This is a genomic window from Methylobacterium sp. J-070, from assembly GCF_022829385.1.
Classification (GTDB): Bacteria; Pseudomonadota; Alphaproteobacteria; order Rhizobiales; family Beijerinckiaceae; genus Methylobacterium.
The window spans coordinates 158,126-184,582 of the sequence record NZ_JAKSXX010000165.1; the positions used below are offsets into that span (position 1 = coordinate 158,126).

At 69.2% G+C, this 26,457-nt stretch carries 23 protein-coding genes and 1 other annotated feature; of the genes, 14 read left to right on the forward strand and 9 right to left on the reverse strand.

The window, feature by feature from the left end; translation table 11 throughout:
• The first annotated feature begins 4 nt into the window (after positions 1-4).
• Genes MKL01_RS16755 through glp form a run of 5 tightly spaced genes read left to right on the forward strand, consistent with a single transcriptional unit; the run spans position 5 to position 4,312 of the window.
• Complete coding sequence (locus MKL01_RS16755; protein ID WP_243906573.1) at positions 5-619, forward strand: anthranilate synthase component II; 615 nt, start codon at positions 5-7, stop codon at positions 617-619.
• Between the two features lie 35 nt (positions 620-654).
• On the forward strand, positions 655-1,692 hold the full coding sequence (gene trpD / locus MKL01_RS16760) for an anthranilate phosphoribosyltransferase (RefSeq protein ID WP_243906335.1): 1,038 nt from the start codon (positions 655-657) through the stop codon (positions 1,690-1,692).
• Entirely contained in the window at positions 1,689-2,591 is a 903-nt protein-coding gene (gene trpC, locus MKL01_RS16765) for an indole-3-glycerol phosphate synthase TrpC (RefSeq protein ID WP_243906336.1), read from the forward strand. The genes trpD and trpC overlap by 4 nt, the downstream gene beginning before the upstream one ends.
• 3 nt (positions 2,592-2,594) lie before the next feature.
• Positions 2,595-3,086 carry a cyclic pyranopterin monophosphate synthase MoaC gene (gene moaC / locus MKL01_RS16770; RefSeq protein WP_243906337.1) on the forward strand — a complete coding sequence of 164 codons (492 nt, stop codon included), beginning with the start codon at positions 2,595-2,597 and terminating at the stop codon, positions 3,084-3,086.
• The gene (gene glp / locus MKL01_RS16775; RefSeq protein WP_243906338.1) at positions 3,083-4,312 is read left to right on the forward strand and encodes a gephyrin-like molybdotransferase Glp; all 1,230 of its coding nucleotides are present in this window, start codon (positions 3,083-3,085) and stop codon (positions 4,310-4,312) included. The genes moaC and glp overlap by 4 nt, the downstream gene beginning before the upstream one ends.
• Before the next feature lie 4 nt (positions 4,313-4,316).
• Here the strand turns inward: glp and MKL01_RS16780 are convergent, their stop codons facing one another.
• Positions 4,317-6,095 (reverse strand): hypothetical protein, encoded by a 1,779-nt coding sequence (locus MKL01_RS16780; RefSeq protein ID WP_243906339.1) that lies wholly within the window; start codon positions 6,093-6,095, stop codon positions 4,317-4,319.
• 163 nt (positions 6,096-6,258) lie between these two features.
• Here MKL01_RS16780 and MKL01_RS16785 point away from each other — a divergent pair, with 163 nt between their 5' ends.
• The 5 genes from MKL01_RS16785 to MKL01_RS16805 all read left to right on the forward strand — a co-directional run bounded on the left by MKL01_RS16785 (position 6,259) and on the right by MKL01_RS16805 (position 11,215).
• Positions 6,259-7,761, forward strand: coding sequence for an NAD(P)/FAD-dependent oxidoreductase (locus MKL01_RS16785; protein WP_243906340.1), 1,503 nt, complete (start codon positions 6,259-6,261; stop codon positions 7,759-7,761).
• A gap of 114 nt (positions 7,762-7,875) precedes the next feature.
• Positions 7,876-9,144: a PQQ-dependent sugar dehydrogenase gene (locus MKL01_RS16790; RefSeq protein WP_243906341.1), complete on the forward strand. Its 1,269-nt coding sequence runs from the start codon at positions 7,876-7,878 to the stop codon at positions 9,142-9,144.
• 149 nt (positions 9,145-9,293) lie between these two features.
• A complete protein-coding gene (locus tag MKL01_RS16795) occupies positions 9,294-9,608 on the forward strand; it encodes a c-type cytochrome (protein ID WP_243906574.1) in 315 nt (104 codons plus the stop codon).
• A 264-nt stretch (positions 9,609-9,872) separates the two neighbouring features.
• Positions 9,873-10,436, forward strand: coding sequence for a hypothetical protein (locus MKL01_RS16800; RefSeq protein WP_243906342.1), 564 nt, complete (start codon positions 9,873-9,875; stop codon positions 10,434-10,436).
• Positions 10,433-11,215, forward strand: coding sequence for a hypothetical protein (locus MKL01_RS16805; protein ID WP_243906343.1), 783 nt, complete (start codon positions 10,433-10,435; stop codon positions 11,213-11,215). Before MKL01_RS16800 ends, MKL01_RS16805 begins: the two co-directional genes overlap by 4 nt.
• A gap of 53 nt (positions 11,216-11,268) precedes the next feature.
• On the opposite strand, the gene lepA is transcribed toward MKL01_RS16805, so the two are convergent.
• From lepA to MKL01_RS16815, 3 genes are all read right to left on the reverse strand, one after another.
• Positions 11,269-13,071 (reverse strand): translation elongation factor 4, encoded by a 1,803-nt coding sequence (gene lepA / locus MKL01_RS16810; protein ID WP_243906344.1) that lies wholly within the window; start codon positions 13,069-13,071, stop codon positions 11,269-11,271.
• A gap of 223 nt (positions 13,072-13,294) precedes the next feature.
• On the reverse strand, positions 13,295-13,426 hold the full coding sequence (locus MKL01_RS35755) for a hypothetical protein (protein ID WP_279604666.1): 132 nt from the start codon (positions 13,424-13,426) through the stop codon (positions 13,295-13,297).
• Between the two features lie 130 nt (positions 13,427-13,556).
• Positions 13,557-14,342 (reverse strand): HugZ family protein, encoded by a 786-nt coding sequence (locus MKL01_RS16815; RefSeq protein ID WP_243906345.1) that lies wholly within the window; start codon positions 14,340-14,342, stop codon positions 13,557-13,559.
• A gap of 292 nt (positions 14,343-14,634) precedes the next feature.
• Here MKL01_RS16815 and MKL01_RS16820 point away from each other — a divergent pair, with 292 nt between their 5' ends.
• The 4 genes from MKL01_RS16820 to MKL01_RS16835 all read left to right on the forward strand — a co-directional run bounded on the left by MKL01_RS16820 (position 14,635) and on the right by MKL01_RS16835 (position 18,183).
• Positions 14,635-15,345, forward strand: a complete 711-nt coding sequence (locus MKL01_RS16820) for a response regulator transcription factor (RefSeq protein ID WP_243906346.1) — start codon at positions 14,635-14,637, stop codon at positions 15,343-15,345.
• A 16-nt stretch (positions 15,346-15,361) separates the two neighbouring features.
• Entirely contained in the window at positions 15,362-17,167 is a 1,806-nt protein-coding gene (locus MKL01_RS16825) for a sensor histidine kinase (RefSeq protein ID WP_243906347.1), read from the forward strand.
• Entirely contained in the window at positions 17,167-17,607 is a 441-nt protein-coding gene (locus tag MKL01_RS16830) for an HPr kinase/phosphorylase (protein ID WP_243906348.1), read from the forward strand. The genes MKL01_RS16825 and MKL01_RS16830 overlap by 1 nt, the downstream gene beginning before the upstream one ends.
• A gap of 174 nt (positions 17,608-17,781) precedes the next feature.
• Entirely contained in the window at positions 17,782-18,183 is a 402-nt protein-coding gene (locus MKL01_RS16835; protein WP_043351658.1) for a PTS sugar transporter subunit IIA, read from the forward strand.
• 6 nt (positions 18,184-18,189) lie between these two features.
• Here MKL01_RS16835 and MKL01_RS16840 read toward each other — a convergent pair whose 3' ends face one another.
• The 5 genes from MKL01_RS16840 to MKL01_RS16860 all read right to left on the reverse strand — a co-directional run bounded on the left by MKL01_RS16840 (position 18,190) and on the right by MKL01_RS16860 (position 26,043).
• Positions 18,190-19,077, reverse strand: coding sequence for an EamA family transporter (locus MKL01_RS16840; RefSeq protein ID WP_243906349.1), 888 nt, complete (start codon positions 19,075-19,077; stop codon positions 18,190-18,192).
• 263 nt (positions 19,078-19,340) lie between these two features.
• On the reverse strand, positions 19,341-20,654 hold the full coding sequence (gene hslU, locus MKL01_RS16845; protein WP_243906350.1) for an ATP-dependent protease ATPase subunit HslU: 1,314 nt from the start codon (positions 20,652-20,654) through the stop codon (positions 19,341-19,343).
• A gap of 100 nt (positions 20,655-20,754) precedes the next feature.
• The gene (locus MKL01_RS16850) at positions 20,755-22,248 is read right to left on the reverse strand and encodes a SulP family inorganic anion transporter (RefSeq protein ID WP_243906351.1); all 1,494 of its coding nucleotides are present in this window, start codon (positions 22,246-22,248) and stop codon (positions 20,755-20,757) included.
• A 60-nt stretch (positions 22,249-22,308) separates the two neighbouring features.
• Positions 22,309-22,364: a sequence feature (sul1 is cis-regulatory element that is thought to sense ions involved in sulfur or methionine metabolism; They are found in Alphaproteobacteria), on the reverse strand.
• A gap of 157 nt (positions 22,365-22,521) precedes the next feature.
• Positions 22,522-24,192 carry a methyl-accepting chemotaxis protein gene (locus MKL01_RS16855; RefSeq protein ID WP_243906352.1) on the reverse strand — a complete coding sequence of 557 codons (1,671 nt, stop codon included), beginning with the start codon at positions 24,190-24,192 and terminating at the stop codon, positions 22,522-22,524.
• A gap of 162 nt (positions 24,193-24,354) precedes the next feature.
• Complete coding sequence (locus MKL01_RS16860; RefSeq protein WP_243906353.1) at positions 24,355-26,043, reverse strand: CHASE3 domain-containing protein; 1,689 nt, start codon at positions 26,041-26,043, stop codon at positions 24,355-24,357.
• Between the last annotated feature and the right edge of the window lie 414 nt (positions 26,044-26,457).

The following is a 26,457-nucleotide window of genomic DNA, read 5'->3' on the forward strand; positions in this document are numbered from 1 at the left end:
CGCGATGTCCAACGTCCTCGTCATCGACAACTACGATTCCTTCACGTGGAATCTCGTGCATCTGATCGGCCCGCTCTGCGGTGCCATCGAGGTCGCCCGCAACGACGCGCTCACCATCGCGGAGATCCGCGCCAAGGCGCCGGACGCGATCGTGCTCTCGCCCGGCCCCTGCACGCCGAACGAGGCCGGCATCTGCCTCGATGTCGTGCGCGACCTCTCTGAGGAGATCCCGATCTTCGGCGTCTGCCTCGGCCTCCAGGCGATCGGGCAGGCCTTCGGGGGCGCGGTGGTGCGGGCGCCCCTGCCGCTGCACGGCAAGGTCTCCACCATTCGGCACGGGGCGCGCGGCCTGTTCCGCGGCCTGAACGACAGCTTCGACGCGACGCGCTACCATTCCCTGGTGGTCGATCGCGCGACCTGCCCGAGCGCACTGACGGTCACCGCCGAGGCGGACGGGCTGATCATGGGCCTGGAGCACGCCGACCGGCCGCTCCACGGGGTCCAGTTCCATCCGGAGAGCATCCGCTCGCAGCACGGCACGGAGATCGTGAAGAACTTCCTGGATCTCGCCGCCGCCTGGAACGCGGCGCGTGACACGGCCCGCTCCGACGTGCATTGACGGCTGAAGGCCGGGGCGGCCCTCCGTCAGAAGTCATGGATCGTTTCAGACCCCATCTCGCGAAAGTCGCCGGGGGCGTCGCCCTCGACCGGGCCGAGGCACGCGCCGCCTTCGACGACCTGCTGTCCGGCGAGGTGACTCCGGTCCAGGCCGGCGCCTTCCTGACAGCCCTCAAGGTGCGCGGCGAGACCGTCGCGGAGATCGTCGGCGCCGCCGAGGCCATGCGGTCGCGCATGACGCGGGTGGCGGCCCCCGAGGGCGCCGTCGACGTGGTCGGCACCGGCGGCGACCATTCCGGCAGCGTGAACGTCTCGACGCTGGCGGCCATCGTGGTCGCGGCCTGCGGGGTGCCGGTGGCCAAGCACGGCAACCGCGCCGCGACCTCGCGCTCCGGCGCCGCCGACGTGCTCGCCGCCCTCGGCGTACGGCTCGGGCTCGACGCCGCCGCGCAGGCGCGCTGCCTCGATGCCGCCGGCCTCTGCTTCCTGTTCGCCCAGGCCCACCATCCGGCCATGCGCCACGTGGCATCGGTGCGCTCGGAACTGCCGGTGCGGACGATCTTCAACCTGCTGGGCCCGCTCAGCAATCCGGCGGGCGTCGCCTATCAGCTCTTCGGCGTGGCCCAGGAGGCGCTGGCCGAGCCGCTGACGCGGGTCCTGGCGGAACTCGGCAGTCGCCGGGTCTGGACCGTCCACGGCTCCGACGGGCTCGACGAGATCACCGTGACCGGCCCGACCCGGGTCGTCGCCCTGGACGACGGCCGGATCTCCCGCTTCACCATCGATCCGCTGGAGCTGGGGCTGCCCCTGCGCGCCCCCGAGGAGCTGCGCGGTGGCGATCCGGCGGACAACGCCCGGGCGCTCGAAGCGGTGCTCTCGGGGGCACGCAACGCCTACCGCGACATCGCGGTCCTCAACGCGGCGGCTGCACTCGTCGTCGCGGGGGCGACGTCGGCGCTGGCGGACGGGCTCGCGCGGGCGCAGGATGCCGTGGATACCGGGGCGGCCCGGGCGACGCTCGCCCGCCTCGTGCAGGCCTCGAACGACCACTCCCACGAGCAGGAGGGCCGATGAGCTCGCTCACGCAAGAGGCGACGCAGGCAGCAGCCGCGGAGACGCCGCCCGAGCGGCCGAACGTGCTGGCCCGGATCGAGGCCTACAAGCGCCGCGAGATCGCCGAAGCGAAGCTGCGCGTGCCGCTGGCCAAGCTGGAGCGCCGGATCGCGCAGGCCGACCCGGTGCGCGGCTTCGCGGACGCGATCCGCGCCCACCTGGCCGCGGACCGTCCGGCGCTCATCGCCGAGATCAAGAAGGCCTCGCCGTCGAAGGGCCTGATCCGAGCCGATTTCGATCCCGCCACCCTGGCGGCGGCCTACGAGGCCGGGGGCGCCAGCTGCCTCTCGGTGCTCACCGACGAGCCCTCGTTCCAGGGGCGGCCGGACTATCTCACCGCGGCGCGCGCCGCCTGCGCGCTGCCGGTCCTGCGCAAGGATTTCCTGTTCGAGCCCTACCAGGTCTACGAGGCCCGGGCCTGGGGGGCGGACTGCGTCCTCGCCATCATGGCCTGCCTCGACGACGACGAGGCCGTGGCTCTGGTGGAGACGGCGCACCTCCTCGGCATGGACGTCCTGGTCGAGGTGCACGACGAGGCCGAACTCAAGCGCGCCATTCCCCTGGGCACGGCGCTGATCGGGATCAACAACCGCAACCTCAAGACCTTCGAGGTGTCGTTCGAGACCGCGATCCGGCTCAGCCCCGGCATCCCCGGCGACCGCATCGCGGTGGCCGAGAGCGGCATCGGCGACCACGCCGACGTGACGCGTCTCCGGGCGAACGGCCTCGGCGTGGTGCTGGTCGGCGAGAGCCTGATGCGGCAGGCGGACGTCACGCAGGCGACCCGCACGCTGCTCTTCGGCGATGCCGAAACCAAGGGCGCCGAAGCGAAGGGCGCCAAAGCCCGGAAGAAGGGCTAGGCGATGCAGCCGGGCTCGACGCTCACCCATCTCGACACCAGCGGCGCGGCCAACATGGTCGACGTCACCGACAAGCCGGCCACCGACCGCACGGCCCGGGCGGAGGGCCGCATCGTGATGAGACCCGAGACCCTGGCGCTGATCCGCGAGGGCGACGCCAAGAAGGGCGACGTGATCGGCACCGCGCGCCTCGCCGGCATCATGGCGGCCAAGCGCACGCACGAGCTGATCCCCCTCTGCCACCCGCTGCTCCTCTCGAAGATACGGGTCCTGTGCGAGCCCGACGACGCGCTGCCGGGGCTGCGCATCGCCGCCGAGGTGCGGGTCCAGGGCCCGACGGGGGTCGAGATGGAGGCGCTGACCGCGGTTTCGGTGGCGTGCCTCACGGTCTACGACATGGTGAAGGCGGTGGATCGCGGCATGCGCATCGAGGGCATCCGCCTCACCGCCAAGGACGGCGGCCGCTCCGGCGCCTACCGGGCGCCCATGGAATGAGCGGCCTGATCCCGGTCGCGGAGGCGCTGGCCCGGGTGCTGGCGAGCGTTCCCGGACCGGTCGAGCCCGAGAGCGTGCCCCTGGCACAGGCCGCCGGGCGGACGCTGGCCGCCGACGTCGTGGCCACGCGCACCCAGCCGCCGTTCCCGGCTTCCGCCATGGACGGCTACGCGGTTCGCGGCGCCGACGCCGCGGCGACCGGGGCGAGTCTGCGCCTGATCGGGACCAGCGCGGCCGGTCACGGCTTCGCGGGTCGGATCGGGCCCGGCGAGGCGGTGCGGATCTTCACCGGCGCGCCCGTGCCCGAGGGTGCGGACGCGATCCTGATCCAGGAGGACGCGCGCGCCGAAGGCGACACCGTACGCGTCGTGGAGCCGGTGGAGCCGAACCGCTTCATCCGCCGCGCCGGCCTCGATTTCACCGCCGGCGAGACCCTTCTCGCGGCCGGGACCAGCCTCGATGCCCGCCGTCTCGCCCTGGCGGCGGCGGCCGGCCATCCGCGGCTCTCGGTCCGGCGCCGGCCCCGGGTGGCGATCCTCGCCACCGGGGACGAGTTGGTGGAGCCGGGCGCGACGGCCGCCTGGGACCAGATCGTCGCCTCGAACAGCCTGGCGCTCGCCGCGCTCGCCGCCGAGGCCGGGGCCGAGATCATCGACCTCGGCATCGCGGCCGACGACCACGACGCGTTGGAGGCGGCGTTTCGCAGGGCCCGGGAGGCGCGGGCCGACCTGCTGGTGACGCTCGGCGGGGCCTCGGTGGGCGACCACGACCTCGTCCAGGCGGCCCTGGCCCGGGAGGGGCTGGCACTCGGCTTCTGGCGCGTCGCGCTCCGGCCCGGCAAGCCGCTGATGCACGGCCGCCTCGGCGACATGCTGGTGATCGGGCTGCCGGGAAACCCGGTCTCATCGATCGTGTGCGGGCTGCTCTTCGTGGTTCCGGCGATCCGCGCGCTCCTGGGCGATGCCCGGGCGGGGGCCGACCACAGCGAGCCGGCGACCCTCGGCCGCGACGTGCCGGACAACGACGGCCGCGCCGACTACATGCGCGCGAGCCTCTCCGTCGAGCCGGGCCGGCTTCCAGTGGCGACGCCCGAGCAGCGGCAGGATTCCTCGATGCTGGCGGTTCTCGGGCGCGCCGAGGCGCTGCTGATCCGCGCGCCGCACGAGCCCGCGGCCCGGGCGGGCGATCCCTGCCGGATCATCCGCCTCGACCGCCGTCTGCTCTGACCGGTCAGGGCACCACGCGCCAGACCTTCAGGGGACCCGGGAGTTCCACCGGCTCGAGCCGCCCGGACCGCGCGGCGCCGCGGGCGAGCCGTGTGGCGAAGGCGGGCTCGGCCTGGAGATCCGCCATCGGCCGGTCCGGGCAGGCGACAAGATAGCGGATCCCGAAATCCCGAAGCACCCGGTCGAGATCCGCCTCGGTCCCGCCGAGGCCCTCGATGGCCGCCAGAAGTCCGGGGATGGCCCGGTGGTAGGGCGCGGCCACGATCCGGTGGGAGGTGCGCAGGAGGATCGCCGGGCCGAGGAAGATCGGCGCCAGCACGGTTCCGGACGGGAGGGCGCCCAGCGGCCGCAGGGCGGCATCGCCCTGGCAGGCGGCCGCACCCGCGGGATCGGAGGCGGTGCGGGATGCCGGCGCCAGCGCCTCGGCGAGGGTGGCGGGCGCCATCCAGAGGGTGCTCACCAGGCCGCAGCCCAGCGCCGCGATGCCCCAGCGTCGGGCCCCTTCACGCGGGTCGCCCGCGGCGGCGAGGGCCCGGTCGATCACCGCGCCCGCCACCGGCGGCACGAAGCCCGCGGCGATGTAGAGCCCGCGGAACTGAAAATAGCCGAGGATCAGGCCCGGCCACAGGAACAGCGCCGTGACCGACCACGCGCGCCGCTGGGGACCGCGCCACGTCATCCAGGTCGCCGTCAGGGTCGCGAGCAGGGCCACGGGATAGAAGACCAGGACCTCCCACTGCCCCCGCGCCACGAATTTGGGCACGGAGGCCATCTCGTTCACCGTCAGGAGCCAGTGGGTCCGCACCAGCGCCGGCATCTCCGGGAAGGGTCCGCCGAGACAGTCCGGGGCGGCCAGCGCGAAGCCGGCGACGAGTAGGCTGCCGCCGAATCCCAGGAGGGCTGCCCGCGCGCGGATCGACCCGAGGCGGGGGGCCAGGGCGACGGAAGCGACGGCCAGGGCGGAGCCGCCGAGGGCCAGCCAGAGCCAGGGCGGCGAGAGGGCATCGCAGCGCGGAACGGTCCAGAGGCCGGGGGCCGTCTGCGCGGCAAACAGGAGCGGCGCGGCGCCCCCGAGGGCGAGGCCGAAGCCCGCCAGCACCGCCTCGGCGGGACGGCCGCGCAGGCACCAATCGCCCGCGAGGTACAGGGCGGCGAGCGCGATCGTGGGCAGGCCCTCGAGCCCGATCGCCAGGGACAGCGCCGCGAGGGCGCCGGCGACGAGCCCGTCCCGGAATCCACCGCGGATCATGCTGAAGGCCAAGCCCAGCATGGCGAGGATCTGCATGTTGTGATGATCGACGCGGCCCGGCTGGAACTGAAGGGTGATGCCGAAGGTCTGGGTCGCCGCCAGGAGCGCCAGCAGGGCCGCACGGCTGCCGAAGCTGGCGCGCACGCCGCGGTAGAGAACCGCGCCGTACAGCCCGAACAGCAGCGCGGGCCAGAGCACCGCCGCCGCCCCCATGGCGAGGGCCTCGCCCAGGAAAGGCCTCAACGCGGCGATCAGACCGGCGATGGGGGCATCCACCAGGCGCGACCAGTGGCTCGGCACGCCCGCGGGCGCGAGGAACCGGTGCTGGACGTTGTCGTACCAGCCCTGGCCGGACAGGAGGTCGCGCACCTCAACGAGGCGCATCGCGTCGTCGGTGTCGGGCACGCGCAGGTGGCGGACGGTGTCCCAGACATCGTGGGGCGCGTTCATGGTCGCGAGGCTGAGCGCGACGAGCACCCACAGGAGCGTCCGGGGGTCGATCCGGCCCGGCGAGACGGCGACCGCGGACGGCATCGGCTGCGGATCTCCCTGCGCACCCGGGGCGGGCGCCGGACCAGATGTCCCCGAAGACGCTTAAGGACCGGTCAATCCGCGCGGACGCGGTTCCTTAACCATCCGCCTGCACTATCCGGGGCGCCGGAGCGCGATCCGGCCGCGGAGCCAGCCGGAGCACGGGATGAGCCACCACACCGAGACACTGGTGATCGGCGCGGGGCCCGCCGGCCTCACCGCCGCCTACCTGCTGTCGAAGCAGGGGCGGTCTGTCACCGTCCTGGAGCGGGATCCGGCTCAGGTCGGCGGCATCTCGCGCACGGTGTCGCACAACGGCTACCTGTTCGATATCGGCGGCCACCGGTTCTTCTCGAAGTCGAAGGCCGTGGTCGATCTCTGGGACGAGATCCTGCCGAACGACTTCATCGAGCGGCCGCGCCTGTCGCGGATCTACTATCGCGGGCGCTACTACGCCTACCCGCTCAAGGCCTTCGAGGCCCTGCGCAACCTCGGGGTGCTGACCAGCGCGGCCTGCCTCGCCTCCTACCTCTACGCCCGCGTCCGGCCGGTGGCCGAGCCGAAGACCTTCCACGCCTGGGTGCGCAACCAGTTCGGCGAGCGGCTGTTCTCGATCTTCTTCAAGACCTACACCGAGAAGGTGTGGGGCATGTCCTGCGACGCGATCTCGGCCGATTGGGCGGCCCAGCGCATCAAGGGCCTGGACCTGGGGTCGGCGATCCGCGACGGGCTCAAGCGGTCGCTCGGCCTGAGCAAGCCCGTCAAGGCCGGCGGTCCCGTCATCAAGACGCTGATCGAATCGTTCCGCTACCCCCGGCGCGGGCCCGGGATGATGTGGGAGGCCGCCGCCGCCAAGATCCAGACCCAGGGCGGGCGCGTGCTCCTCGACCGGGGCGTCGATTCGCTCAGCTTCGATGCCGCCACAGGCATCTGGACGGTGGCGGCCCGCCGCGCCGACGGCAGCCGCGAGACCTTCACGGCCCGCCACGTCATCTCGTCCGCCCCGGTGCGCGAACTGGTGGATTCGATCCGTCCGCGGCCGCTCAGCACCTTCAACGCGCGGGCGCTCAAGTACCGCGACTTCCTGACCGTGGCGCTGATCGCCAAGTCCGCCGAGGACTTTCCCGACAACTGGATCTACATCCACGACCCGTCGGTGCAGGTCGGGCGGGTGCAGAACTTCCGCTCCTGGTCGCCCGAGATGGTCCCGGACGCCGACCACACCTGCCTGGGCCTCGAATACTTCTGCTTCGAGGGCGACGGGCTCTGGAATGCCGACGACGCGGATCTGGTGGCGCTCGCCAAGCGCGAGATCGGGCAGATCGGCCTGATCGACCCGGCCGACGTGGTCGATGCCTGCGTGGTCCGCCAGCCGAAGGCCTATCCGGTCTACGACGAGGAATATGCCGGGCACGTCGCCACCGTGCGGCGGGAGCTGGAGCGTGACTTCCCGACCCTCCACCTCGTCGGCCGCAACGGCATGCACAAGTACAACAACCAGGACCACGCGATGATGACCGCGATGCTCACCGTGGAGAACATCCTCTGCGGCCAGCGCCGGCACGACGTCTGGCAGGTCAACGAGGACGCCGAGTACACCGAGGCGGGGGTGTCCGGCGCCCAAGCCGCGCTCGGGAGCGAGCGGCTCGTGCCGCGCAAGGTCGCCTGAGGGGCGACAGGGGCCCGGCCGCGTCATCGCTGCGGCTTGCTCCGGCAGGCCGCGCCTCTATCGTTCGCTTCCGGATACGCCCCGGTTCAGGGGTGGCCGGGAGGATAGTCACCGATGCGATCACTGATCATCGCCGCACTTCTGGCGGGCGTCGCCGCGCCCGCCCTGGCGCAGGGCGCCGCCCCCGCCGAGACCAAGGCCAAGACCGACGACCTGGACAAGCTCCAGGGCATGCACAGCACCGACACCCAGGCCGCCGCCGAGATCCCGCAGACCGGCCGGCGCGCCGACGCGATCCGCAAGAATCTCGGCAAGATCAAGCTGCCCGAGGGCTTCAAGATCGACCTCTACGCCGTTGTGCCCGACGCCCGCGCCATCGCGGTCGGCCCCAATGCCGGCGTGCTGTTCGTCGGGACCCGCAAGAGCAAGATCTACACGGTCACCGACCGCGACAAGGACCGGGTCGCCGACGAGGTCCGCCCGTTCGCGCCGGGCATCACGTTCAAGATCCCCAACGGCGTCTGCTTCTCGAAGGACGGCGTGCTCACCGTGGTCGAGCAGAACCGGGTCCTGGCCTTCCCGGCCGCGGAATTCTTCTACGAGAACCCGGACGTCGCGGCGAGCGTGCTGATCAAGGAGGGCGAGCTGATCCCCGCCGGCGAGGAGAGCTTCAACCACACCGCCCGGGTCTGCCGGGTCGGCGCCGACGGCAAGACCTACATCGCGCTCGGGCAGCCCTACAACGTGCCGCCGGCCGAGAAGATGGACCTGTACCGCAAGGTCGGCATCGGCGGGATCATCCGGATCGACGCCGACGGCAAGAACCGCGAGGTCTACGCCACCGGCATCCGCAATTCGGTCGGCATGGACTTCGCCACCGACAAGTCGCTCTGGTTCACCGACAACCAGGTCGACGGCATGGGCGACGACAAGCCGCCGGGCGAGCTGAACCACGCCACCAAGGCCGGCGAGAATTTCGGCTTCCCCTGGTTCGGCGGCGGCGCGGTCCGCACCGTCGAGTACAAGGACCAGACGCCCCCCGCCGACGCGGTGGCGCCGATGGCCGAGCTTGCGCCGCACGCGGCCGATCTCGGCATGACCTTCTACAACGGCAAGCAGTTCCCGGCCTCCTACAAGGGCGGGATCTTCATCGCCGAGCACGGCTCGTGGAACCGCACCGAGCCGGTGGGCGCCCGGGTGATGTTCGCCAAGCTCGGGGCAGACGGGAAGATCGAATCGGTCAAGCCGTTCGCTGAAGGGTGGCTCACCGGCGACGGCGAGTATCTCGGCCGCCCGGTGGACGTGGCGGTGATGCTCGACGGCTCGCTGCTGGTCTCGGACGATTCCGCCGGGGCGATCTACCGGATCTCCTACGAGAAATGAGTGATCGCCGTCCCTCCCCCCTGCTGGGAGGGATCAGAGGGTGGGGGTGGTTCAGGATGAGGCGCAGCGGTGCCGTCTGCACCACCCCCACCTCCAACTCCTCCCCGCATGGGGGAGGAGAGTTCCGTCGCGCAATCCGAGCCCAGATGATGATCCGCCCGCTTCTCCTCCTCGCCGCCAGTCTCGTCCCGCTCTCGGCCCAGGCCGGCGATGCGGCGCTTGGCAAGAAGCGCGCGACGGCCTGCCAGACCTGCCACGGCATGGACGGCCTCTCGAAGCTGCCGGAGGCGCCGAACCTCGCCGGGCAGGTCGAGCCCTATCTGGTGAAGCAGCTCACCGACTACCGCGACGGCAAGCGGCAGAACGAGATCATGAACGTGGTCGCGAAGGAGCTGTCGGATTCCGATATTGCGAACCTGGCGGCTTTTTATAGTAGAATTCAGATCGAAATCTTGCCTCCATAGGTGTTAATTGCCATTAAATGTTCCAGACGCGCGCAAATAATCATGGAATATTTAAAATTACTTAAATTGCTGAAAAAGTAATTCATAGACCTAATTGACGTAACTTATCCACATAAAAATCCCATTAAGATGGCTGAGTGCTCAGCGCCAAGCTAGTTACATAAAGAGCATTGTGCGAATATTTGTTTTGCGGGCCTAACGCTCTTGGCCCCGTGTGTATATGCCAAATAAATTCCGCCTTGCAATCTTGTTTATGGTCCCAAAATGGCTGATGAAATTGATGTCACAGAAGTCACGAAGCAGCTTTATGGCATACTTAAGCCTCTTGTGGCCGGGGACAGAAAGAGAGTTATCAATGCGGTATTGACACTGCTGGGCGAGGATATTGAGCCTTCCGTTTCTAAACCGTCCAGTCAGAATGCCGAAGGCCAGGTCGATGAGATTTCTGGATTGTCGAGCAAAGCTAAATTATGGATGCGACAGAATGGAATTACACAAGACTCGATTGGCGGTATTTTCCATTCGAACGGGGATTCGTTTGATTTGATTATCGGCGCGTCGCCAGGCAAAAATTTAAAAGAAAAGACATTAAATGCTTATGTTTTAAAAGGGCTTACGCAATATCTGCAGACTGGAGAGGCGAAATTCGACGACGAGTCCGCTCGTGATGTTTGCAAATCGCTAGGCTGCTTGAATGAAGGAAATCACGCAAAATATCTCAAAGAGAAGGGTAATCTTTATACAGGCTCGAAATCATCCGGCTGGACCCTAACAGGCCCCGGCCTTAAAGCTGGTGCCGAAATTGTAAAAGGAATTGTAAACAAGTGAGATTGGATACAGATAAGATATTAAAATCAATTCCTGACGGATTGCGAGTGCCGCTATTCGATACATATCGAGAAATTGCGTCTAATTACGCAGAGCATCGATGGGAACCTTCGGAACTAAACGGAGGAAAATTTTGTGAAGTTGTTTACACTATTTTGGACGGAGCTATATCGGGTACGTTTGCAACTGAGCCATCAAAGCCGCCGAACATGAAGGCTTCGTGTTTGAGTCTTGAAGCTCGGCCCGCGACGGGCCGTCCAGGGGACCGCAGTCTACGTATACTCCTGCCGCGAAGCATTCTACCACTTTACGAAATTCGGAATAATCGCGGTGTCGGCCATGTCGGCGGTGACGTGGACCCCAACTTTATGGACGCAACTGCGGTCTATGCCACAGCCAGCTGGATCATCAGTGAACTGATTCGAGTGTTCCACGAGGTTAGCACTTCCGAAGCGCAAGAGGCTGTCGATGCCTTATCAGAACGTAAGCTTCCATTGATCTGGAGCCCCGGCAGTGGCTTGAGGAGAGTTTTGGATACAGACCTAAGCATTTCCGATCAAGCACTCATTCTGCTTCATCAAAGTGTTGCTTGGGTGAGTGATGACGAGCTTTGTTCGTCGGTGGAATACAGCAATCCGAGTGCGTTTCGCAATAAAATACTAGGAAAACTTCACGTAGATCGAATGATTGAATACGACAAGCCCCACCGCCGAGCACGCATTTCCCCTCGAGGAAGCAGGCATGTCGAACAGGTGATTATAGCACCCCGTGTCAATTAGATTGACAGCAGCTGCGCGCGAATTTGACCTGTAATAAGGATATATACCACTCATCAATCGTCCATCTTCAGCGCGGCGATGAACGCCTCCTGCGGGATCTCCACGCGCCCGAACTGGCGCATCTTCTTCTTGCCTTCCTTCTGCTTGTCCAGCAGCTTGCGCTTGCGCGAGATGTCGCCGCCGTAGCACTTGGCGGTGACGTCCTTGGACAGGGCCTTGATCGTCTCGCGGGCAATAATCTTGCCGCCGATCGCCGCCTGGACCGGGATCTGGAACAGGTGACGGGGGATCAGGTCCTTCAGCTTCTCGCACATGGCCCGGCCGCGCGACTCGGCGCGGGTGCGGTGGACCAGCATCGACAGGGCGTCCACCGGCTCGGCGTTGACCAGGAGCGACATCTTCACGAGGTCGCCCTCGCGGTAGTCGGAGACGTGGTAGTCGAACGAGGCGTAGCCCTTCGAGATCGATTTAAGCCGGTCGTAGAAATCGAACACGACCTCGTTCAGCGGCAGATCGTAGACCACCATGGCGCGCTTGCCGACGTAGTTGAGGTCGATCTGCACGCCCCGACGGTTCTGGCAAAGCTTGAGCACGCCGCCGAGATACTCGTCCGGGGTCAGGATCGTGGCGCGGATCCAGGGCTCCTCGATCGTCTCGATCTTCATCACGTCCGGCATGTCGGCCGGGTTGTGCAGCTCCTTGACGCTGCCGTCGCGCATCTGCAGCCGGTAGACCACCGAGGGCGCGGTCGAGATCAGGTCTAGATTGAACTCGCGCTCCAGCCGTTCCTGGATGATCTCCAGGTGGAGCAGCCCGAGGAAGCCGCAGCGGAAGCCGAAGCCCAGGGCCGCCGAGCTCTCCATCTCGTAGGAGAACGAGGCGTCGTTGAGCCGGAGCCGGCCCATGGCCGAGCGCAGGTTCTCGAACTCGGCGGCGTCCACCGGGAACAGGCCGCAGAACACCACCGCCTGGACCTCCTTGAAGCCCGGCAGCATCGTGGTGGTCTGGCGCTTGTCCTCGGTGATCGTGTCGCCGACCCGCGTGTCGGCGACCTCCTTGATCGAGCCGGTGAAGAAGCCGACCTCGCCGGGGCCGAGGGCGTCGATCTCGGCCATCTTCGGGCGGAACACGCCGATCCGGTCGACGCCGTGGACCGCGTCGGCCCCCATCATGCGGATGGTCATGCCCTTCTTGAGCACGCCATCGACGACCCGCACCAGCACGACGACGCCGAGATAGGCGTCGTACCAGCTGTCCACGAGGAGCGCCTTGAGCGGCGCGTCGCGCTCGCCCTTCGGCGCCGGCAGGCGGGTGACGATCGCCTCCAGCACCGCCTCGATGTTGAGGCCGGTCTTGGCCGAGATCGGCACCGCGTTCGACGCATCGAGGCCGATCACCTCCTCGATCTGCTCCTTGACCCGCTCGGGCTCGGCGGCGGGCAGATCGACCTTGTTGAGGACCGGGACGATCTCGTGGTTGGCGTCGAGCGCCTGATAGACGTTGGCCAGGGTCTGCGCCTCGACGCCCTGGGAGGCGTCGACCACCAGCAGCGAGCCCTCGCAGGCCGCGAGCGAGCGGGAGACCTCGTAGGCGAAGTCCACGTGGCCGGGCGTGTCCATCAGGTTGAGGATGTAGTCCTTGCCATCCTCGGCCCGGTATTCGAGGCGCACGGTCTGCGCCTTGATGGTGATGCCGCGCTCCTTCTCGATGTCCATGGAGTCGAGCATCTGCTCGCTCATGTCCCGGAGCGCGACGGTGCCGGTGGCCTGGATCAGCCGGTCCGCCAGAGTCGATTTGCCGTGGTCGATATGCGCGACGATCGAGAAGTTGCGGATGGATTCGATCGGGGCTGTCATCGGCATTCCGTTCGGGCGCGCGCCGGCGCGCCCCGTCTGACGTCTGGACGTGTTCGGTTGGATCGGCTCCCGCGCGAGATAGCAGCGCGGCGGGGAGGCGCCAAGCGCGGTCGCGGCCCGCGCGCCATCCTGTCGCCGGGTGCCGGAGCCAGACGACGGGGGCCGGAGCGATCCGGCCCCCGTGTGGGGATGCGGAGCGGGTGCCGGAGACCGGCCGGTGGGCTCAGCGGCCGCGGTCGCGGATCAGGCGCTCGATCTCGGCCTCGCCGTGCGTGCGCGCCTTGGCCTCGGTGGGGTGCTTCCGGTCGGAACGCTGGTGCAGCTTTCCGTGCTTGCGGATGCTCCACTGGAACATTGAGCCGCTCTCGCCGACCGGCTCCACATCGAGACTGAAGGGGTATGTGTCTGTCTGGGTTTCGCTCATAGCGCGGATATGGGGCATCCGGCGCCTTTTCGCCATGCCCTCGCGCGAAGTCCTTGCGGCGTCAAGCCTCCGTGCCAGTCGCGCGCGCCCGCGCCGCCATGGCAACGAGGCTTTTGCGCAGCGCTCCCATGTCGGTCACGCGGTCGGGATAGCTGACCCGGGCCGTGCGCTCGCCCGCCATCAGGTCCATGCCCTCGGGGTCGAGGCCGGTGAGCCGCCAGGACAGACCGGCCTCCGCGCCGGAGCCGGCGGCGTAGAGCGCCAGGGCGTCGGCGTGGTCGGCGTTCATGTGCTCGACCGCGCCCCGCTCGCCGGCCACGATGGCGTCGGCGCCGGCGAGGTCGATGAGCAGTTGCTCGCGGGTCAGGGTCGCGGCCTTGGCGAAGCCGCCGTTGAGGTGGCCCTCCCGCGGATCGAGGGCGAAGAAGCCGAAATCCGGGAAATCGGCGTACAGCTTGGCCTTGGGATGCCGGGCGAGGAACCGCTCCCGCGCCCGCGGCTCGGCGGTCTGGACCGCGCGGCCGACCACCGTGAGCCTTGGATGGGCGAGGGGATCGCCCTTGCCGCCCTGCGAGAACAGCAGCGAGCAGCGCGGGTCGGCCAGCAGGTTCCGGGTGTGGGCCGAGAGCCGCGACAGCAGCATCAGCGGCGTGCCGTCCACGTCGGTGGCGATCGTCACGAGCGACGCGAAGGGGGTGCCGTCCGAATCGAGCGTGGCGAGCGCCCCGGAGCGGATGCTGCGCAGGAGGGTTCGTGCCAAACCGATGGCATCGAACGGCGCCGCCTCCGCGGGCAGCGGCCGGGCCGGGCCGCGCGGTCCGGGATCGGTCTCGCTCGTCTCGCCCATGCCCGTCCGCCCCCGTCCCGAATGGCCGCCGCAAACCCGCGCAACGTTAGCGCTGCTGCGGGCCGTGCGCGAGGCGTCCGGCCCGCGTCAGATCGGCCGTTACGGCCAAGCTATGACCGCCGCTCGCTTTTTCCGATCGGCCGTACTAAAGCACCTGTCCCTTTGCACGCGCCGGGCTGCGCCGAAACCGCCCGGCTCGCGCTCTTGTCTGCCCCTCGGGGGCCGGGGGACGTGGCGTGGCCTGCGCGTAGAGCCGGGACCGCGCCAGAACCCGTTCAGTCAGGGACCGCGCATGCCGACCATCGCCCTCGTCGACGACGACCGGAACATCCTCACCTCTGTGTCGATCGCGCTTGAGACCGAAGGCTACCGCATCCAGACTTACACGGACGGCGCCTCCGCTCTCGACGGTCTGCGGCATTCGCCGCCCGACCTCGCGATCTTCGACATCAAGATGCCGCGCATGGACGGGATGGAGCTTCTCCGACGCCTGCGGCAGAAATCCGACCTTCCTGTGATCTTCCTCACCTCGAAGGACGAGGAGATCGACGAACTGTTCGGCCTCAAGATGGGGGCGGACGATTTCATCCATAAGCCGTTCTCGCAGCGCCTGCTGGTGGAACGGGTGAAGGCGGTGCTCCGCCGCTTCGCCAAGGAGGCGCCCGGGGCGACCCCGCGCGGGGCCGAGGAGGTCGCGGCGCGCTCGCTGGAGCGCGGCGCGCTGATGATGGATCCCGAGCGCCACACCTGCACGTGGAAGGGCGAGGCGGTGACCCTGACGGTCACGGAATTCCTGATCCTCCAGGCGCTCGCCCACCGCCCCGGCGTGGTGAAGAGCCGGAACGCGCTGATGGACGCGGCCTACGACGATCAGGTCTACGTCGACGACCGGACCATCGACAGCCACATCAAGCGCCTGCGCAAGAAGTTCAAGGTGACCGACCAGAGCTTCGACATGATCGAGACGCTCTACGGGGTCGGATACCGGTTCAAGGAGGCGTGATCCCGAGTTCCGCCGCGTGACCGTCCGAACACCCGCCGAGGCCGACGATGCGCCGCCCCGCTCCTCCCTGGCCCAGGCGCTCGCCCGGCCGCTCGCCTGGCCCCGCGCCCTCTGGGACGCGGTCGGCCAGCGCGCGTCCTCGAGCCTGACGCGCCGCATCGTCGTCCTCAACCTCGTCGGGCTGATCGCGCTCCTCGTCGGGTTCCTGTACCTCAACCAGTTCCGGCAGGGCCTGATCCAGGCCCGGATCCAGAGCCTCGCCATCCAGGGCGAGATCATCGCGGGCGCCATCGCGGCCTCCGCGTCGGTGGACACCGATACGATCCGGATCGACCCCGACAAGCTGCTCCAGCAGCAGGCCGGCGAGGCCGCCGAAGAGGAATCGCAGCCGCTCGCCTTCTCGCTGAATCCCGAGAAGGTGGCGCCGCTCCTCTCGCGCCTCGTCACGCCCACCGGCAACCGCGCCCGGGTCTACGATCAGGAAGGCGGCCTCCTGTTCGACACGCGCACCCTGTTCAAGCGCGGCGACGCGGGCCGGCCCGACCCGCTCGCGCCCCGGCTGCACAAGCCCGGGATGCTCGAATCCGCCTTCGAGACGGTCCAGACGAAGCTCGGCGGACTGTTCCGCACCCGGACCGAGCAGGCGGAGGAGACCGGACCGGTGAACGGCCACTCCCTGCGCGAAGTCCAGGCGGCACTGGGCGGCAACCGGGGCAGCCTCGTACGGCGGAACAAGCTCGGCGAGACCACGGTGTCGGTGGCGGTGCCGATCCACCGCGCCGGCTCCGTCCGCGGCGCCCTGCTGATCTCGACCCAGGGCGACGCCATCGACCGGGTGATCGCCTCGGAGCGATTCGGCCTGCTCCAAGTGTTCCTGGTGGCGTCGGCCGTGATGGTGGTGCTGTCGTTCCTGCTGGCCGGGGCGATCGCCGGCCCGGTGCGCCGCCTCGCGGAGGCCGCCGAGAAGGTCCGTATGGGCATCAAGACCCGCGAGGAAATCCCGGACTTCACCGAGCGCACCGACGAGATCGGCCACCTGTCGGGGGCGCTGCGCGACATGACGCAGGCGCTCTACCGGCGCATCGACGCGATCGAGAGCTTCGCGGCCGATGTCAGCCACGAGTTGAAGAACCCGCTCACCTCCCTGCGCAGCGCCGTAGAGACGCTGCCCCTGGCCAGGAGCGACGATTCGCGCGGCCGGCTGATGGCGATCATCCAGCACGACGTGAAACGCCTCGACCGGCTGATCAGCGACATCGCCGACGCCTCGCGCCTCGATGCCGAGCTGGCGCGCGCCGAGGCGCGGCGGGTCGATCTGCGCCGTCTGCTCTCCACGGTGGTGTCGGTGGCCAACGAGCGGCGCCGTCCGAAGGACTGCCTGATCCACCTCGATATCGAGTCCCTGGCGCCGGAGTCCGACGCGCCGTTCACGATCATCGGCCACGACAGCCGCCTCGGTCAGGTGGTCAACAATCTCCTCGACAACGCACGCTCGTTCTCGCCCTCCGACGCGAAGGTCCGGGTGGTGCTGCGCCGGGTCCGCGGCGAGGTCGAGCTCGTCTGCGAGGACGAGGGGCCGGGCATCCCCGAGCACGCCCTGGAGCGGATCTTCGAGCGTTTCTACACGGACCGGCCCGAACAGGGCTTCGGCCAGAATTCGGGCCTCGGCCTGTCGATCTCCCGCCAGATTGTCCAGGCCCACCGCGGGACGATCCGCGCCGAGAATCGCCCCGGCGCCCCGGACGAGGATGGCGAACCCACCGTGCGCGGTGCGCGCTTCATCGTGCGGTTGCCGGCCGCCCCGCGCCAGCTCCACGCCTGATGATCACCGTCCACGCCTCCTGCTGTGCGCTCGCCGGCGCCGGGGTGCTGATTCGCGGGCCGTCCGGGTCGGGGAAGTCCAGCCTGGCGCTGCTGCTCGCGGCTTCGGAGGATGGTGCCTTTGTGGCCGACGACCGCGTCGTCTGCACGGAAGACGCCGGCCGTCTGCTGGCACGGCCGCACGCGGCGCTCGCGGGCCGCGTCGAGGTCCGGGGACAGGGCATCCTGACGGTCGCGGACCTCGGCCTCGCCGCGCTCGCGGACGTGGCTCTGCGCCTCGCGGTCGATCTCGTGGACGCCGTGCCGCGCCTGCCGGAGCCGGCGGGCGAGACCGAATTGCTCGGGCTCGCTCTGCCGCGCGTGGTGCTGGATGCGGGCGTGCGCGCGTCGGGGCTGGCGCCCCTGGTGATCCGTGCGGCGTTGCGGAAGCATTCGACGTGACTTCGCAGCCGCACACGTCGCCGGAGTCGCGCAGCGGTGGTAACCCCCATGGCGCGCAGGAGGCAGCCGTGGCATGATCAGAGCAATGTCCGGGCTAAAAAGTCGCGTTCGCCTTGTGGGGGTCTGTGCGATGCACAACATGGCGGCATACACAGGACGTTGGAACACGTGTCGATGATTGGCATGGTGCTCGTCACCCACGGGCTACTGGCGACCGAGTTCAAGGCCGCTCTGGAGCACGTGGTCGGCCCGCAGGATCAGATCGAGACGATCACGATCGGGCCGGAGGACGATATGGAGCTGCGACGCCGCGACATCATGTCGGCGGTCTGTCGCGTGAACACCGGAGAAGGCGTGGTGGTGCTGACCGACATGTTCGGCGGCACGCCCTCCAACCTCGCGCTGTCCTGCATGAATGGCGGGTCGGTGGAGGTCGTGGCGGGCATCAACCTGCCGATGCTGATCAAGCTGGCAAGCGTCCGCGACGAGGAGAAGCTGGGCGACGCCGTGCTGCACGCTCAGGAAGCGGGGCGCAAATACATCAACGTCGCCTCGCGGGTCCTCGCCGGCAAGTAGTGCACGTCACGCCTCCAGGACCGCGACCGCCGGCACCGCCCGCCGCGAGCCGACGGTGATTCCCACGGAGGCCGCGATCACCAGGGCGATCGCGAGCCACTGCACGAGGCTGATTCGCTCCCCCAACAGCACGAGCCCCGCGCAGGCCGCCACCGCCGGCTCCAGGCTCATCAGGACGCCGAAACGCTTCTGGTCCAGGCGCCGGAGGGCGACCATCTCCAGCGAATAGGGCAGGGCGCTCGTCATCAGCGCCACGGCGAGCCCGGCGATCAGGAGTCCCGGGGCGAGCAGGCCCGATCCCGCCTCCGCCACGCCGAAGGGCGCCACGATGAGCGCGGCAGCGAGCATCCCGAGCGACACCGCTTGGCCCCCGTCCAGCCGGCCCGCGCGCTGCCCGAACAGGATGTAGAGCGCCCAGGCCGTGGCCGCGCCGAGATCGAGCAGGATCCCGACCGGGTCCAGCCCGTCCGCGGTGGTGAGCGGCAGGAGCAGCGTCAGACCCGCCACCGCCACACCGATCCACAGGAAATCCGACCGGCGGCGCGACGCCATCAGCGCCACCGCGAGGGGCCCGACGAACTCGATCGCCACTGCGGGTCCCAGGGGCAGCCGCGCCAGCGCCAGGTAGAACAGGAGGTTCATCACGCCGAGGGACGCGCCGTAGAGCGCGATCCAGCCGGCCTGCCGCGCCGGGAGGCTGCGCCGCCAGGGCCGCCAGACGACGACGAGGATCAGCGCCGAGAAACCAACCCGCAGGGCGGACGTCCCGGCCGCACCCACCACCGGGAACAGGCTCTTGGCGAAGGTCGCGCCGCACTGGAGCGAGACCATGCCGGCGACGAGGGCGGCCACGGAAAGGACCGTTTCGCCACGGCCGACTCTGTTGCGTGACACGCGCCGACGTTCCTCAAGCCCAAGGTTGGCCGTCGCCATAGCAGATGCCGCCGCGACCGGACCGGCTTGCGCGTCACGCCCCCATTCCAGGGATGCACGGGAGTGCCCGGGATCCGGCGGCCGACGGGTGTCGGTTCTGCGGAGACGGGATCTAGATCGCCCGTCCCGGATGAGATCCTCCGGAGGCTCGGCGCACCGCGACCCCCGCGACAGCGTGCGTCAGCGGGGGCGCGCGCCGCGCAAGCCTGCGCGGGCCCGTGCCCTCACAGGATGAACCGGCTCAGGTCGGCGTTCGCCGCCAGATCCTGGACCCGGTCGCGCACATAGGCGGCATCGATCGGCACGGTCTCTCCGGACCGGTCGGTGGCGGTGAAGGAGATCTCGTCGATCACCCGCTCCAGAACGGTCTGGAGCCGGCGGGCCCCGATGTTCTCGACGCTGCCGTTCACCTCGACCGCCACCCGGGCGAGCGCGTCCACGGCGTCGTCGGTGAAGGCCAAGGTCACGCCCTCGGTCTGCATCAGAGCGACGGTCTGCTTGAGCAGGCTCGCCTCCGTGGCGGTGAGGATCTGCTTGAAGTCCTCCACCGTCAGAGGCTGCAGCTCGACGCGGATCGGGAGCCGGCCCTGCAGCTCGGGCAGGAGGTCGGCCGGCTTCGAGACGTGGAAGGCGCCCGAGGCGATGAACAGGATGTGGTCGGTCTTCACCGGGCCGTGCTTGGTGGCGACCGTGGTCCCCTCGATCAGCGGCAGCAGGTCGCGCTGGACTCCCTCCCGGGAGACGTCGCCGGAGGAGCGGCCTTCGCGGGCGCAGATCTTGTCGATCTCGTCGAGAAAGACGATCCCGTTGTTCTCGACCTCGCGGACCGCCTCGCGCACGAGCGCTTCGTCGTCGACGAGCTTGTCGGATTCCTCGGCCAGAAGCGGCGCGTAGGCATCCCGCACCAGGATCCGCCGCGGCTTGCCGCGCTGGCCGCCGAGCGCCTTGCCGAGCATGTCGCCGATGTTGATCGCGCCCATGGACGCGCCGGGGACGCCCGGGATCTCGAACATCGGAAGGCCGGCGGGCGCGCCGGAGATCAGTTCCAGCTCGACTTCCTTGTCGTCGAGCTCGCTGTTCCGGAGCTTGCGCCGGAAGCTGTCCCGGGTGGCGGCGCTGGCGGTCGGTCCCACGAGGGCGTCGAGGATCCGGTTCTCCGCTGCCGCCTCGGCCTTCGCCTTCACGCCGTCGCGCTTCTGCTGCCGGGTCAGGCCGATCGCCACCTCGACGAGGTCGCGGACGATCTGCTCGACGTCGCGGCCGACATAGCCGACCTCGGTGAACTTGGTGGCCTCGATCTTCAGGAACGGCGCGTTGGCGAGCCGGGCAAGGCGCCGGGCTATCTCGGTCTTGCCGCAGCCGGTGGGCCCGATCATCAGGATGTTCTTGGGCGCCACCTCCTCGCGCAGCGGCCCGGTGAGCTGCTGACGGCGCCAGCGGTTGCGGAGCGCGATGGCGACGGCGCGCTTGGCGTCGTGCTGCCCCACGATGAAGCGATCGAGTTCGGACACGATCTCGCGCGGAGAGAACGTCGTCACCGCTGGGTCATCCCTGTTCCGGGGCAGAAAGCGGCCCCGCGCCGGGAATGGGGTCGCGCGAGGCCCCGCGCAAGGGGCGCCACCCGGGCGGATCGCCGCCTCAGCGCGCCGCCGGAGCGGCGGCGCCGGTCTTGTCGTGCCGGCCGAACCGCCCGACCAGGGTCGTGCTGGCCGCGTTCAAGCCCACGACCTCGACGCTGCGCCCGCGGGCCCGCGCCTTCAGGACCACGCGGTCGAGGGCGGCGACCGCCGAGATGTCCCAGAAATGCGCCCCGTGGACGTCGATCACGAGGCGCTCGACCGGCTCCAGCACGTCGATCGCCTCGGAGACGAGGCCGGCGGAGGCGAAGAACACCTGTCCGCTGACCCGGTACGTCCGCGTGCGCCCGTCGGCGGAGAGGTCGGACGTCACGTGGCTCAGCCGCGCCACCTTCCCGGCGAAGAACACGCCGGACAGCAGCACGCCGACCAGCACGCCGATGGCGAGATCCTTGGTGGCGACCACAACCAGGACGGTCGCCAGCATCACCGCGGAGGAGGGCAGGGGGTTGGTCCGCAGGCGGACCAGCGAGCGCCACGAGAACGTGTTGACCGACACCATGATCATCACGGCCGTCAGCGCCGCCACCGGCACCACCGCGAGCAGGTCCTGGAGCGCCACGAGGAGCAGGAGCAGGAAGGCTCCGGCCACCAGCGTGGAGAGCCGCCCGCGGGCCCCGGAGGAGACGTTGATCACCGACTGGCCGATCATCGCGCAGCCGCCCATGCCGCCGAACACCGCCGACGCCATGTTGGCGACGCCCTGGCCCATGCACTCGCGGTTCTTGTCGCTGCCGGTATCGGTCATGTCGTCGACGATCTGCGCGGTGAGCAGGCTCTCGAGCAGGCCGACCGCCGCGAGGGTCGCCGCATAGGGCAGCAGGATCCGCAGGGTCTCCCATGTCGGCGGCACGTCCGGCAGGGCGAAGTGCGGCAGCGCCGAGGGCAGGGCGCCCAGATCCGCGACCGTGCGCACGTCGAGGTGGGCGAGGGCCGTGATCGCGGTGAGCACGGCGATCGCCACCAGGGGCGACGGGACCGCGCGCGTGATCCGAGGGAATCCGTAGATGATCGCCAGCCCCAGGGCGATCAGGCCGTAGGTCGCGGGGGTCACGCCGCTGAGTTCCGGCCACTGCGCCAGGAAGATCAGGATCGCCAGCGCGTTGACGAAGCCGGTCATCACCGATTGCGAGACGAACCGCATCAGCCGCCCGAGCCGGAGCAAGCCGGCCAGGATCTGGATGAGCCCCATCAGGATCGTGGCGGCGAAGAGGTACTGGACACCGTGGTCGCGCACGAGATCAACCATCACCACGGCGGTCGCGGCGGTCGCGGCGGAGATCATCGCCGGACGGCCGCCCGCGAACGCGATGGTGCAGGCGATGACCACGGAGGCGTAGAGGCCGACCTTCGGGTCGACCCCGGCGATCACCGAGAACCCGATGGCCTCGGGGATCAGCGCGAGCGCGACGACGACCCCCGACAGGGTGTCGCCGCGGATGTTGGCGGTCCACGACCGGAGGCGGCCGGGACGACCGGGGATGCTGCGTGACATGGGATGATCCGCACGAGAGGCGTGCCCGCATGAGCGGCGGACAGGAGGGCGTCTCGAATGCGTGGTCCGGCGGATCGGCGGCCGGAAGAGCCACCCGGGCTTTCACCGGGTCCTTGCGAATGCCCGGACCCTACGGGCCCCCGCGCTGCAATGCAACATCGCCGCGGGACTTCGAAGGGCGGGCCCGACCAGGCTCGCGCGTCGGATCAAACCCCTCAATCCGGGAGCCTTGCGTACCGCGGAGACCGCCTGCGAGGCCGCCGCCGCCTCGCCTCAGGCCGCCCGCACCTGGGCGACGAAGCCCGCGACCTCACCGCCCAGCCCGTTGGAGCGGCGGGCGATGTCGGCGGCCGCGTCGAGCACCTGCGCGGCGCTGGTGCCGGTCTCGCGGGCGGCTCCGAGGACCGCCGCCATCGTCTCGGTGACGGCCCGGGTGCCGCTCGCCGCCTCGGAGACGCTGCGGGCGATCTCCTGCGTGGCGAGCTGCTGCTCCTCGACGGCCGCAGCCACGCCGAGGGCGATGCCGTGGACCTGCTCGATCGTGCCGCCGATCTCCTCGATGGCGGCCACCGCCTCGTGCGTCGCGGCGCGCATGGCGGCGATCTGGCCGGCGATCTCCTCGGTGGCCTTGGCGGTCTGCGTGGCGAGGTCCTTCACCTCGGTGGCCACGACCGCGAACCCCCGTCCGGCGTCGCCCGCGCGGGCGGCCTCGATGGTGGCGTTCAGCGCCAGGAGGTTGGTCTGCCCGGCGATGGTCGAGATTAGCGAAACCACCTGCCCGATCCCGTCCGCGCTGCGCGCCAGGACCTGCACGCTCGACCGGGTGCGGCGGGCCGCCTCGACGGCGCTCTGGGCCGCGGTGGAGGTCTGGGTGACCTGGACGCCGATCTCGCTGGCGGTGGCGGCGAGTTCCTCGGTGGCGGCCGCGACGGCCTCGACGTTGTGCGCGGTCGTCTCGGCGGCGCGGGTGACGGCCTGCGACTGGGAACCGGTGCGCTCGGCGTTGCCCGCCATGGCGGCGGCGGCGCGCTCCAGCCCCCCGGCAGCGCCCGCGAGATGATCGACGAGGCTGCCGATGCTGCCCTGGAACTGGTCGGCGAGGCCGCTCATCTCGGCCCGCTTCAGGGCCGCGGCCTCGGATCCGGTGCGCTGATGCTCCTGGCGCAGGGCTTCGGCGCTCCGCATGGTCTCGCCGAGAACCTGCATGCTCGCCCAGATCGCCCCGATCTCGTCGCGACCCGGCTTGATCGTGGGGACCGTATGCTCGCCCCGTGCGAGCCGCTGGATCGCCTCGGCGACCGAGCGCAGCGGCCGAGCGATCTGGCGCTGCCCCACGAAGACGCCCAGGGCGCCGCAGATCAGCGTCCCGGCCAGGGCGAGGCCGAGGAGCAGCAGCGAGCGGGATTCGAACAGCGCCTGCGACTCCGCCTGGATCGCGCTCATCTCGGCGCGCCCCTGGTTCACCAGCGCGTCGATGCTCGCCTGGAAGGCTTTGCGGTTGGTCCGGTTGGCGTCGTTGAAGCCGAGATCCGCGGCGGCGCGGGGGCTGATCGTCTCACCGGCGTCGGCCAGCGCGCTGCGCAGGGTCCGGAAGGCGTCTGCATTGCGCGCCATCGCGTCGAAGAGCGGGCGCTCGGCCCCGGTCACGGTCGGCGCCCAGACGGTACGCAGCGCGTCCATCTCGGCCAGGCCCTTCCGGACGCCCGCCGCGTACTTCGCCGCCTCCGCCCGGTCGGCCGAGGCGTAGACGCCCCGGGAATCCATCGTCACCTCGGCGGCGAGCCGATTGAAGTTCGCCGCATTCAGTGCCCGGCTCGAAGCGCTCTCGACGGTCGCGAGGGAGCGATCGAAGCTATGAAGGGTCACCACGCTGACGCCGGCGACGATCAGCGTCGTCAGGCTGCACGCAGTGACGAAGCCCAGGACTTTTCCGCCGATCTTCATATTGGTCCAACCTTCGAGGCTTGGCTGGATTCAAAATGCCGTCAAATATTCAATAGGGCGTTAACCGAAGAATCCGGTATGTATTCGGAGACAGCCGATCTCGGCCCGATAGCCTTCGCGGAGCCTGGACGCCCCCGCGAAGGCCTGCCGCGGGCCCGTCGATCACGCCGCCCGGACGGTCTCCAGGAAGCGGGCGACCTCGGCCCTCAGGCTCTCCGATTGCTGGGACAGACCCGATGCCGCATTCAGGACCTGGCCGGCCGCGGCGCCGGTCTGCTCCGCGGCGTCGGCGACCCCGGTGATGTTGCTCGTGACTTCGCCGGCACCGATCGCCGCCTGGGCGACGTTGCGCACGATCTCCTGCGTGGCCGCCCCCTGCTCCTCGACGGCCGCGGCGATCGACGTGGCGACGCCGCTGATCTCCCGGATCCGGTCGGTGATGCCGTCGATCGCCGTCACCGCCTGCCCGGTCGATGACTGGACCTGCGCGATATGCGCGGAGATCTCGTGGGTCGCCTTGGCGGTCTGCTCGGCCAGGGCCTTCACCTCGGCGGCGACGACCGCGAAGCCCTTGCCGGCCGCGCCGGCCCGGGCCGCCTCGATGGTCGCGTTGAGGGCCAGCAGGTTGGTCTGGCCGGCGATGGTCGAGATCAGCCCGACGACATCGCCGATCTTCGACACGGACTGGTTCAACGCCTGGACCAGCGCGCCGGTCCGGTCGGCTTCGCTCACGGCGCCCAGGGCCAGCTTGGCCGAACCGTCCACCTGCCGGCCGATCTCCTGGACGGACGAGCCCAGCTCCTCGGCGGCCGCCGCGACGGTGTTGACGTTGGAGGCGGCCTCCTCGGCGGCAGCCGCCACCGTGGCGGACTGGCTCGACGTCTCGGACGCGGTCGCCGACATGGCCCTGGCGGTAGCCTGCAACTGGGTGGCCGACGCGGAAACCGTCCCGACGATCCCGCCGACCGCCCGGTCGAAATTATCGGCCAGCTCGATCATCGTCCGGTGCCGCTCGGCGGTCGCGGCAACTTCGGCAACGCGCTTCAGCTCCGCGTCCTCGACGGCCTTCCTGGCGACAAGGGCCTTGATGCCCTCCACGGCCCGGCCGACGGCCCCGATCTCATCGCCGCGGCGTGCCTCCGCGATCTCGGCGTCGATCTCGCCCTGCGCCATACGCTGGAGGACGGAGACCAAGCGGGTCATCGGCCGCGTGAGCAACGCGAAGACCAGGAACGCCAGGATCGCCGCGATGGCGATGCTGACCACGCTTCCGACGACGCTGGTCATGTAGGCGGTGGCGAAGGACCGCGCCTGATCGGCGCTGCGGCCGGCATAGAGGCCACGCTCGGCCTTGTCGGCCTCGGCAATCGCCGTTCGCAACGCGTCCATCGCCGCCTTGCCGGCTCCGCTCGCCTCGATCCGCCGGGCCGTCTCGAGATCGCCCGCCTGCACGAGGGCGATCTCCTTCGCGGCGACGTCGCTCTCCCAGCGCGCCGCGGCCCGGTCCGCGTCGGCCAAGCGCGCCTGTTGCGCGCCGTTATCGGCCGTGAGCGACCGCACCCGTTCCATGGCGACCGCGTAGGACGCCTTCCCGTCCTTGTACGGGCTGAGGAACCCGGGCTCCCCGGACAGCAGGTAGCCGCGCAGACCGGTCTCCTGGTTCACCATCGACAGCATCACGGCGTCGAGCGACTCGACCACCTCGTTCGAGTGAGCCGTCAGGCCGATCGTGTGATCGATGGCGGACAGGCGGCCGTACCCGACGGCGCTGATGCCGACCGTCACCGCAGCGAGGCAGCCGAACGCGAGCGAGAGCTTCGTGGCGATACGGACATCATTGATCGATCGCATTCGTCCCACTCTCGGTTGTCAGTTCACGCCGGTGACGGCCCGTGTTCGGAGCGAGTCAACACTACACAGTGTTAATTTTGTTTGACTTTATCCCGACGGTCAAGGATGACCGCAATCGATTGCGGAACGCTATCGCAATTTTGACCGTATGCCATGAATACTAGCAGATTTATAACTACATCGATCCTACAAAACCGACGCATATTACTTAAAATTCAAGATCAATACTGCGAATACAAATTGAAAAGGGTTTGCGCTCGGGGTCGAAGAATGCTCGCTCCCTCGGGGCGTCCGGCCGCTTGAAGAATCGTCTTCGCGCGCAAAGTCGGCGGCGCCGCTCCGGCGGCGACGCAGCCGCCGTTTCCATTCGTGGCCGGGCCCGGCGCGGTTCGACGGCAGCGCCTGCTGAATCCG

Coding starts and splice junctions, on each gene's coding strand:
- glp (WP_243906338.1), top strand. CDS start 3,083: ATGAGCGGCCTGATCCCGGTCGCGGAGGCGCTGGCCCGGGTGCTGGCG.
- MKL01_RS16860 (WP_243906353.1), bottom strand. CDS start 26,043: ATGCGATCGATCAATGATGTCCGTATCGCCACGAAGCTCTCGCTCGCG.
- trpD (WP_243906335.1), top strand. CDS start 655: ATGGATCGTTTCAGACCCCATCTCGCGAAAGTCGCCGGGGGCGTCGCC.
- trpC (WP_243906336.1), top strand. CDS start 1,689: ATGAGCTCGCTCACGCAAGAGGCGACGCAGGCAGCAGCCGCGGAGACG.
- MKL01_RS16795 (WP_243906574.1), top strand. CDS start 9,294: ATGATCCGCCCGCTTCTCCTCCTCGCCGCCAGTCTCGTCCCGCTCTCG.
- moaC (WP_243906337.1), top strand. CDS start 2,595: ATGCAGCCGGGCTCGACGCTCACCCATCTCGACACCAGCGGCGCGGCC.
- MKL01_RS16755 (WP_243906573.1), top strand. CDS start 5: ATGTCCAACGTCCTCGTCATCGACAACTACGATTCCTTCACGTGGAAT.
- lepA (WP_243906344.1), bottom strand. CDS start 13,071: ATGACAGCCCCGATCGAATCCATCCGCAACTTCTCGATCGTCGCGCAT.
- MKL01_RS16800 (WP_243906342.1), top strand. CDS start 9,873: ATGGCTGATGAAATTGATGTCACAGAAGTCACGAAGCAGCTTTATGGC.
- MKL01_RS16830 (WP_243906348.1), top strand. CDS start 17,167: ATGATCACCGTCCACGCCTCCTGCTGTGCGCTCGCCGGCGCCGGGGTG.
- MKL01_RS16835 (WP_043351658.1), top strand. CDS start 17,782: ATGATTGGCATGGTGCTCGTCACCCACGGGCTACTGGCGACCGAGTTC.
- MKL01_RS16790 (WP_243906341.1), top strand. CDS start 7,876: ATGCGATCACTGATCATCGCCGCACTTCTGGCGGGCGTCGCCGCGCCC.
- MKL01_RS35755 (WP_279604666.1), bottom strand. CDS start 13,426: ATGTTCCAGTGGAGCATCCGCAAGCACGGAAAGCTGCACCAGCGTTCC.
- MKL01_RS16785 (WP_243906340.1), top strand. CDS start 6,259: ATGAGCCACCACACCGAGACACTGGTGATCGGCGCGGGGCCCGCCGGC.
- MKL01_RS16850 (WP_243906351.1), bottom strand. CDS start 22,248: ATGTCACGCAGCATCCCCGGTCGTCCCGGCCGCCTCCGGTCGTGGACC.
- MKL01_RS16780 (WP_243906339.1), bottom strand. CDS start 6,095: ATGCCGTCCGCGGTCGCCGTCTCGCCGGGCCGGATCGACCCCCGGACG.
- MKL01_RS16815 (WP_243906345.1), bottom strand. CDS start 14,342: ATGGGCGAGACGAGCGAGACCGATCCCGGACCGCGCGGCCCGGCCCGG.
- MKL01_RS16855 (WP_243906352.1), bottom strand. CDS start 24,192: ATGAAGATCGGCGGAAAAGTCCTGGGCTTCGTCACTGCGTGCAGCCTG.
- MKL01_RS16820 (WP_243906346.1), top strand. CDS start 14,635: ATGCCGACCATCGCCCTCGTCGACGACGACCGGAACATCCTCACCTCT.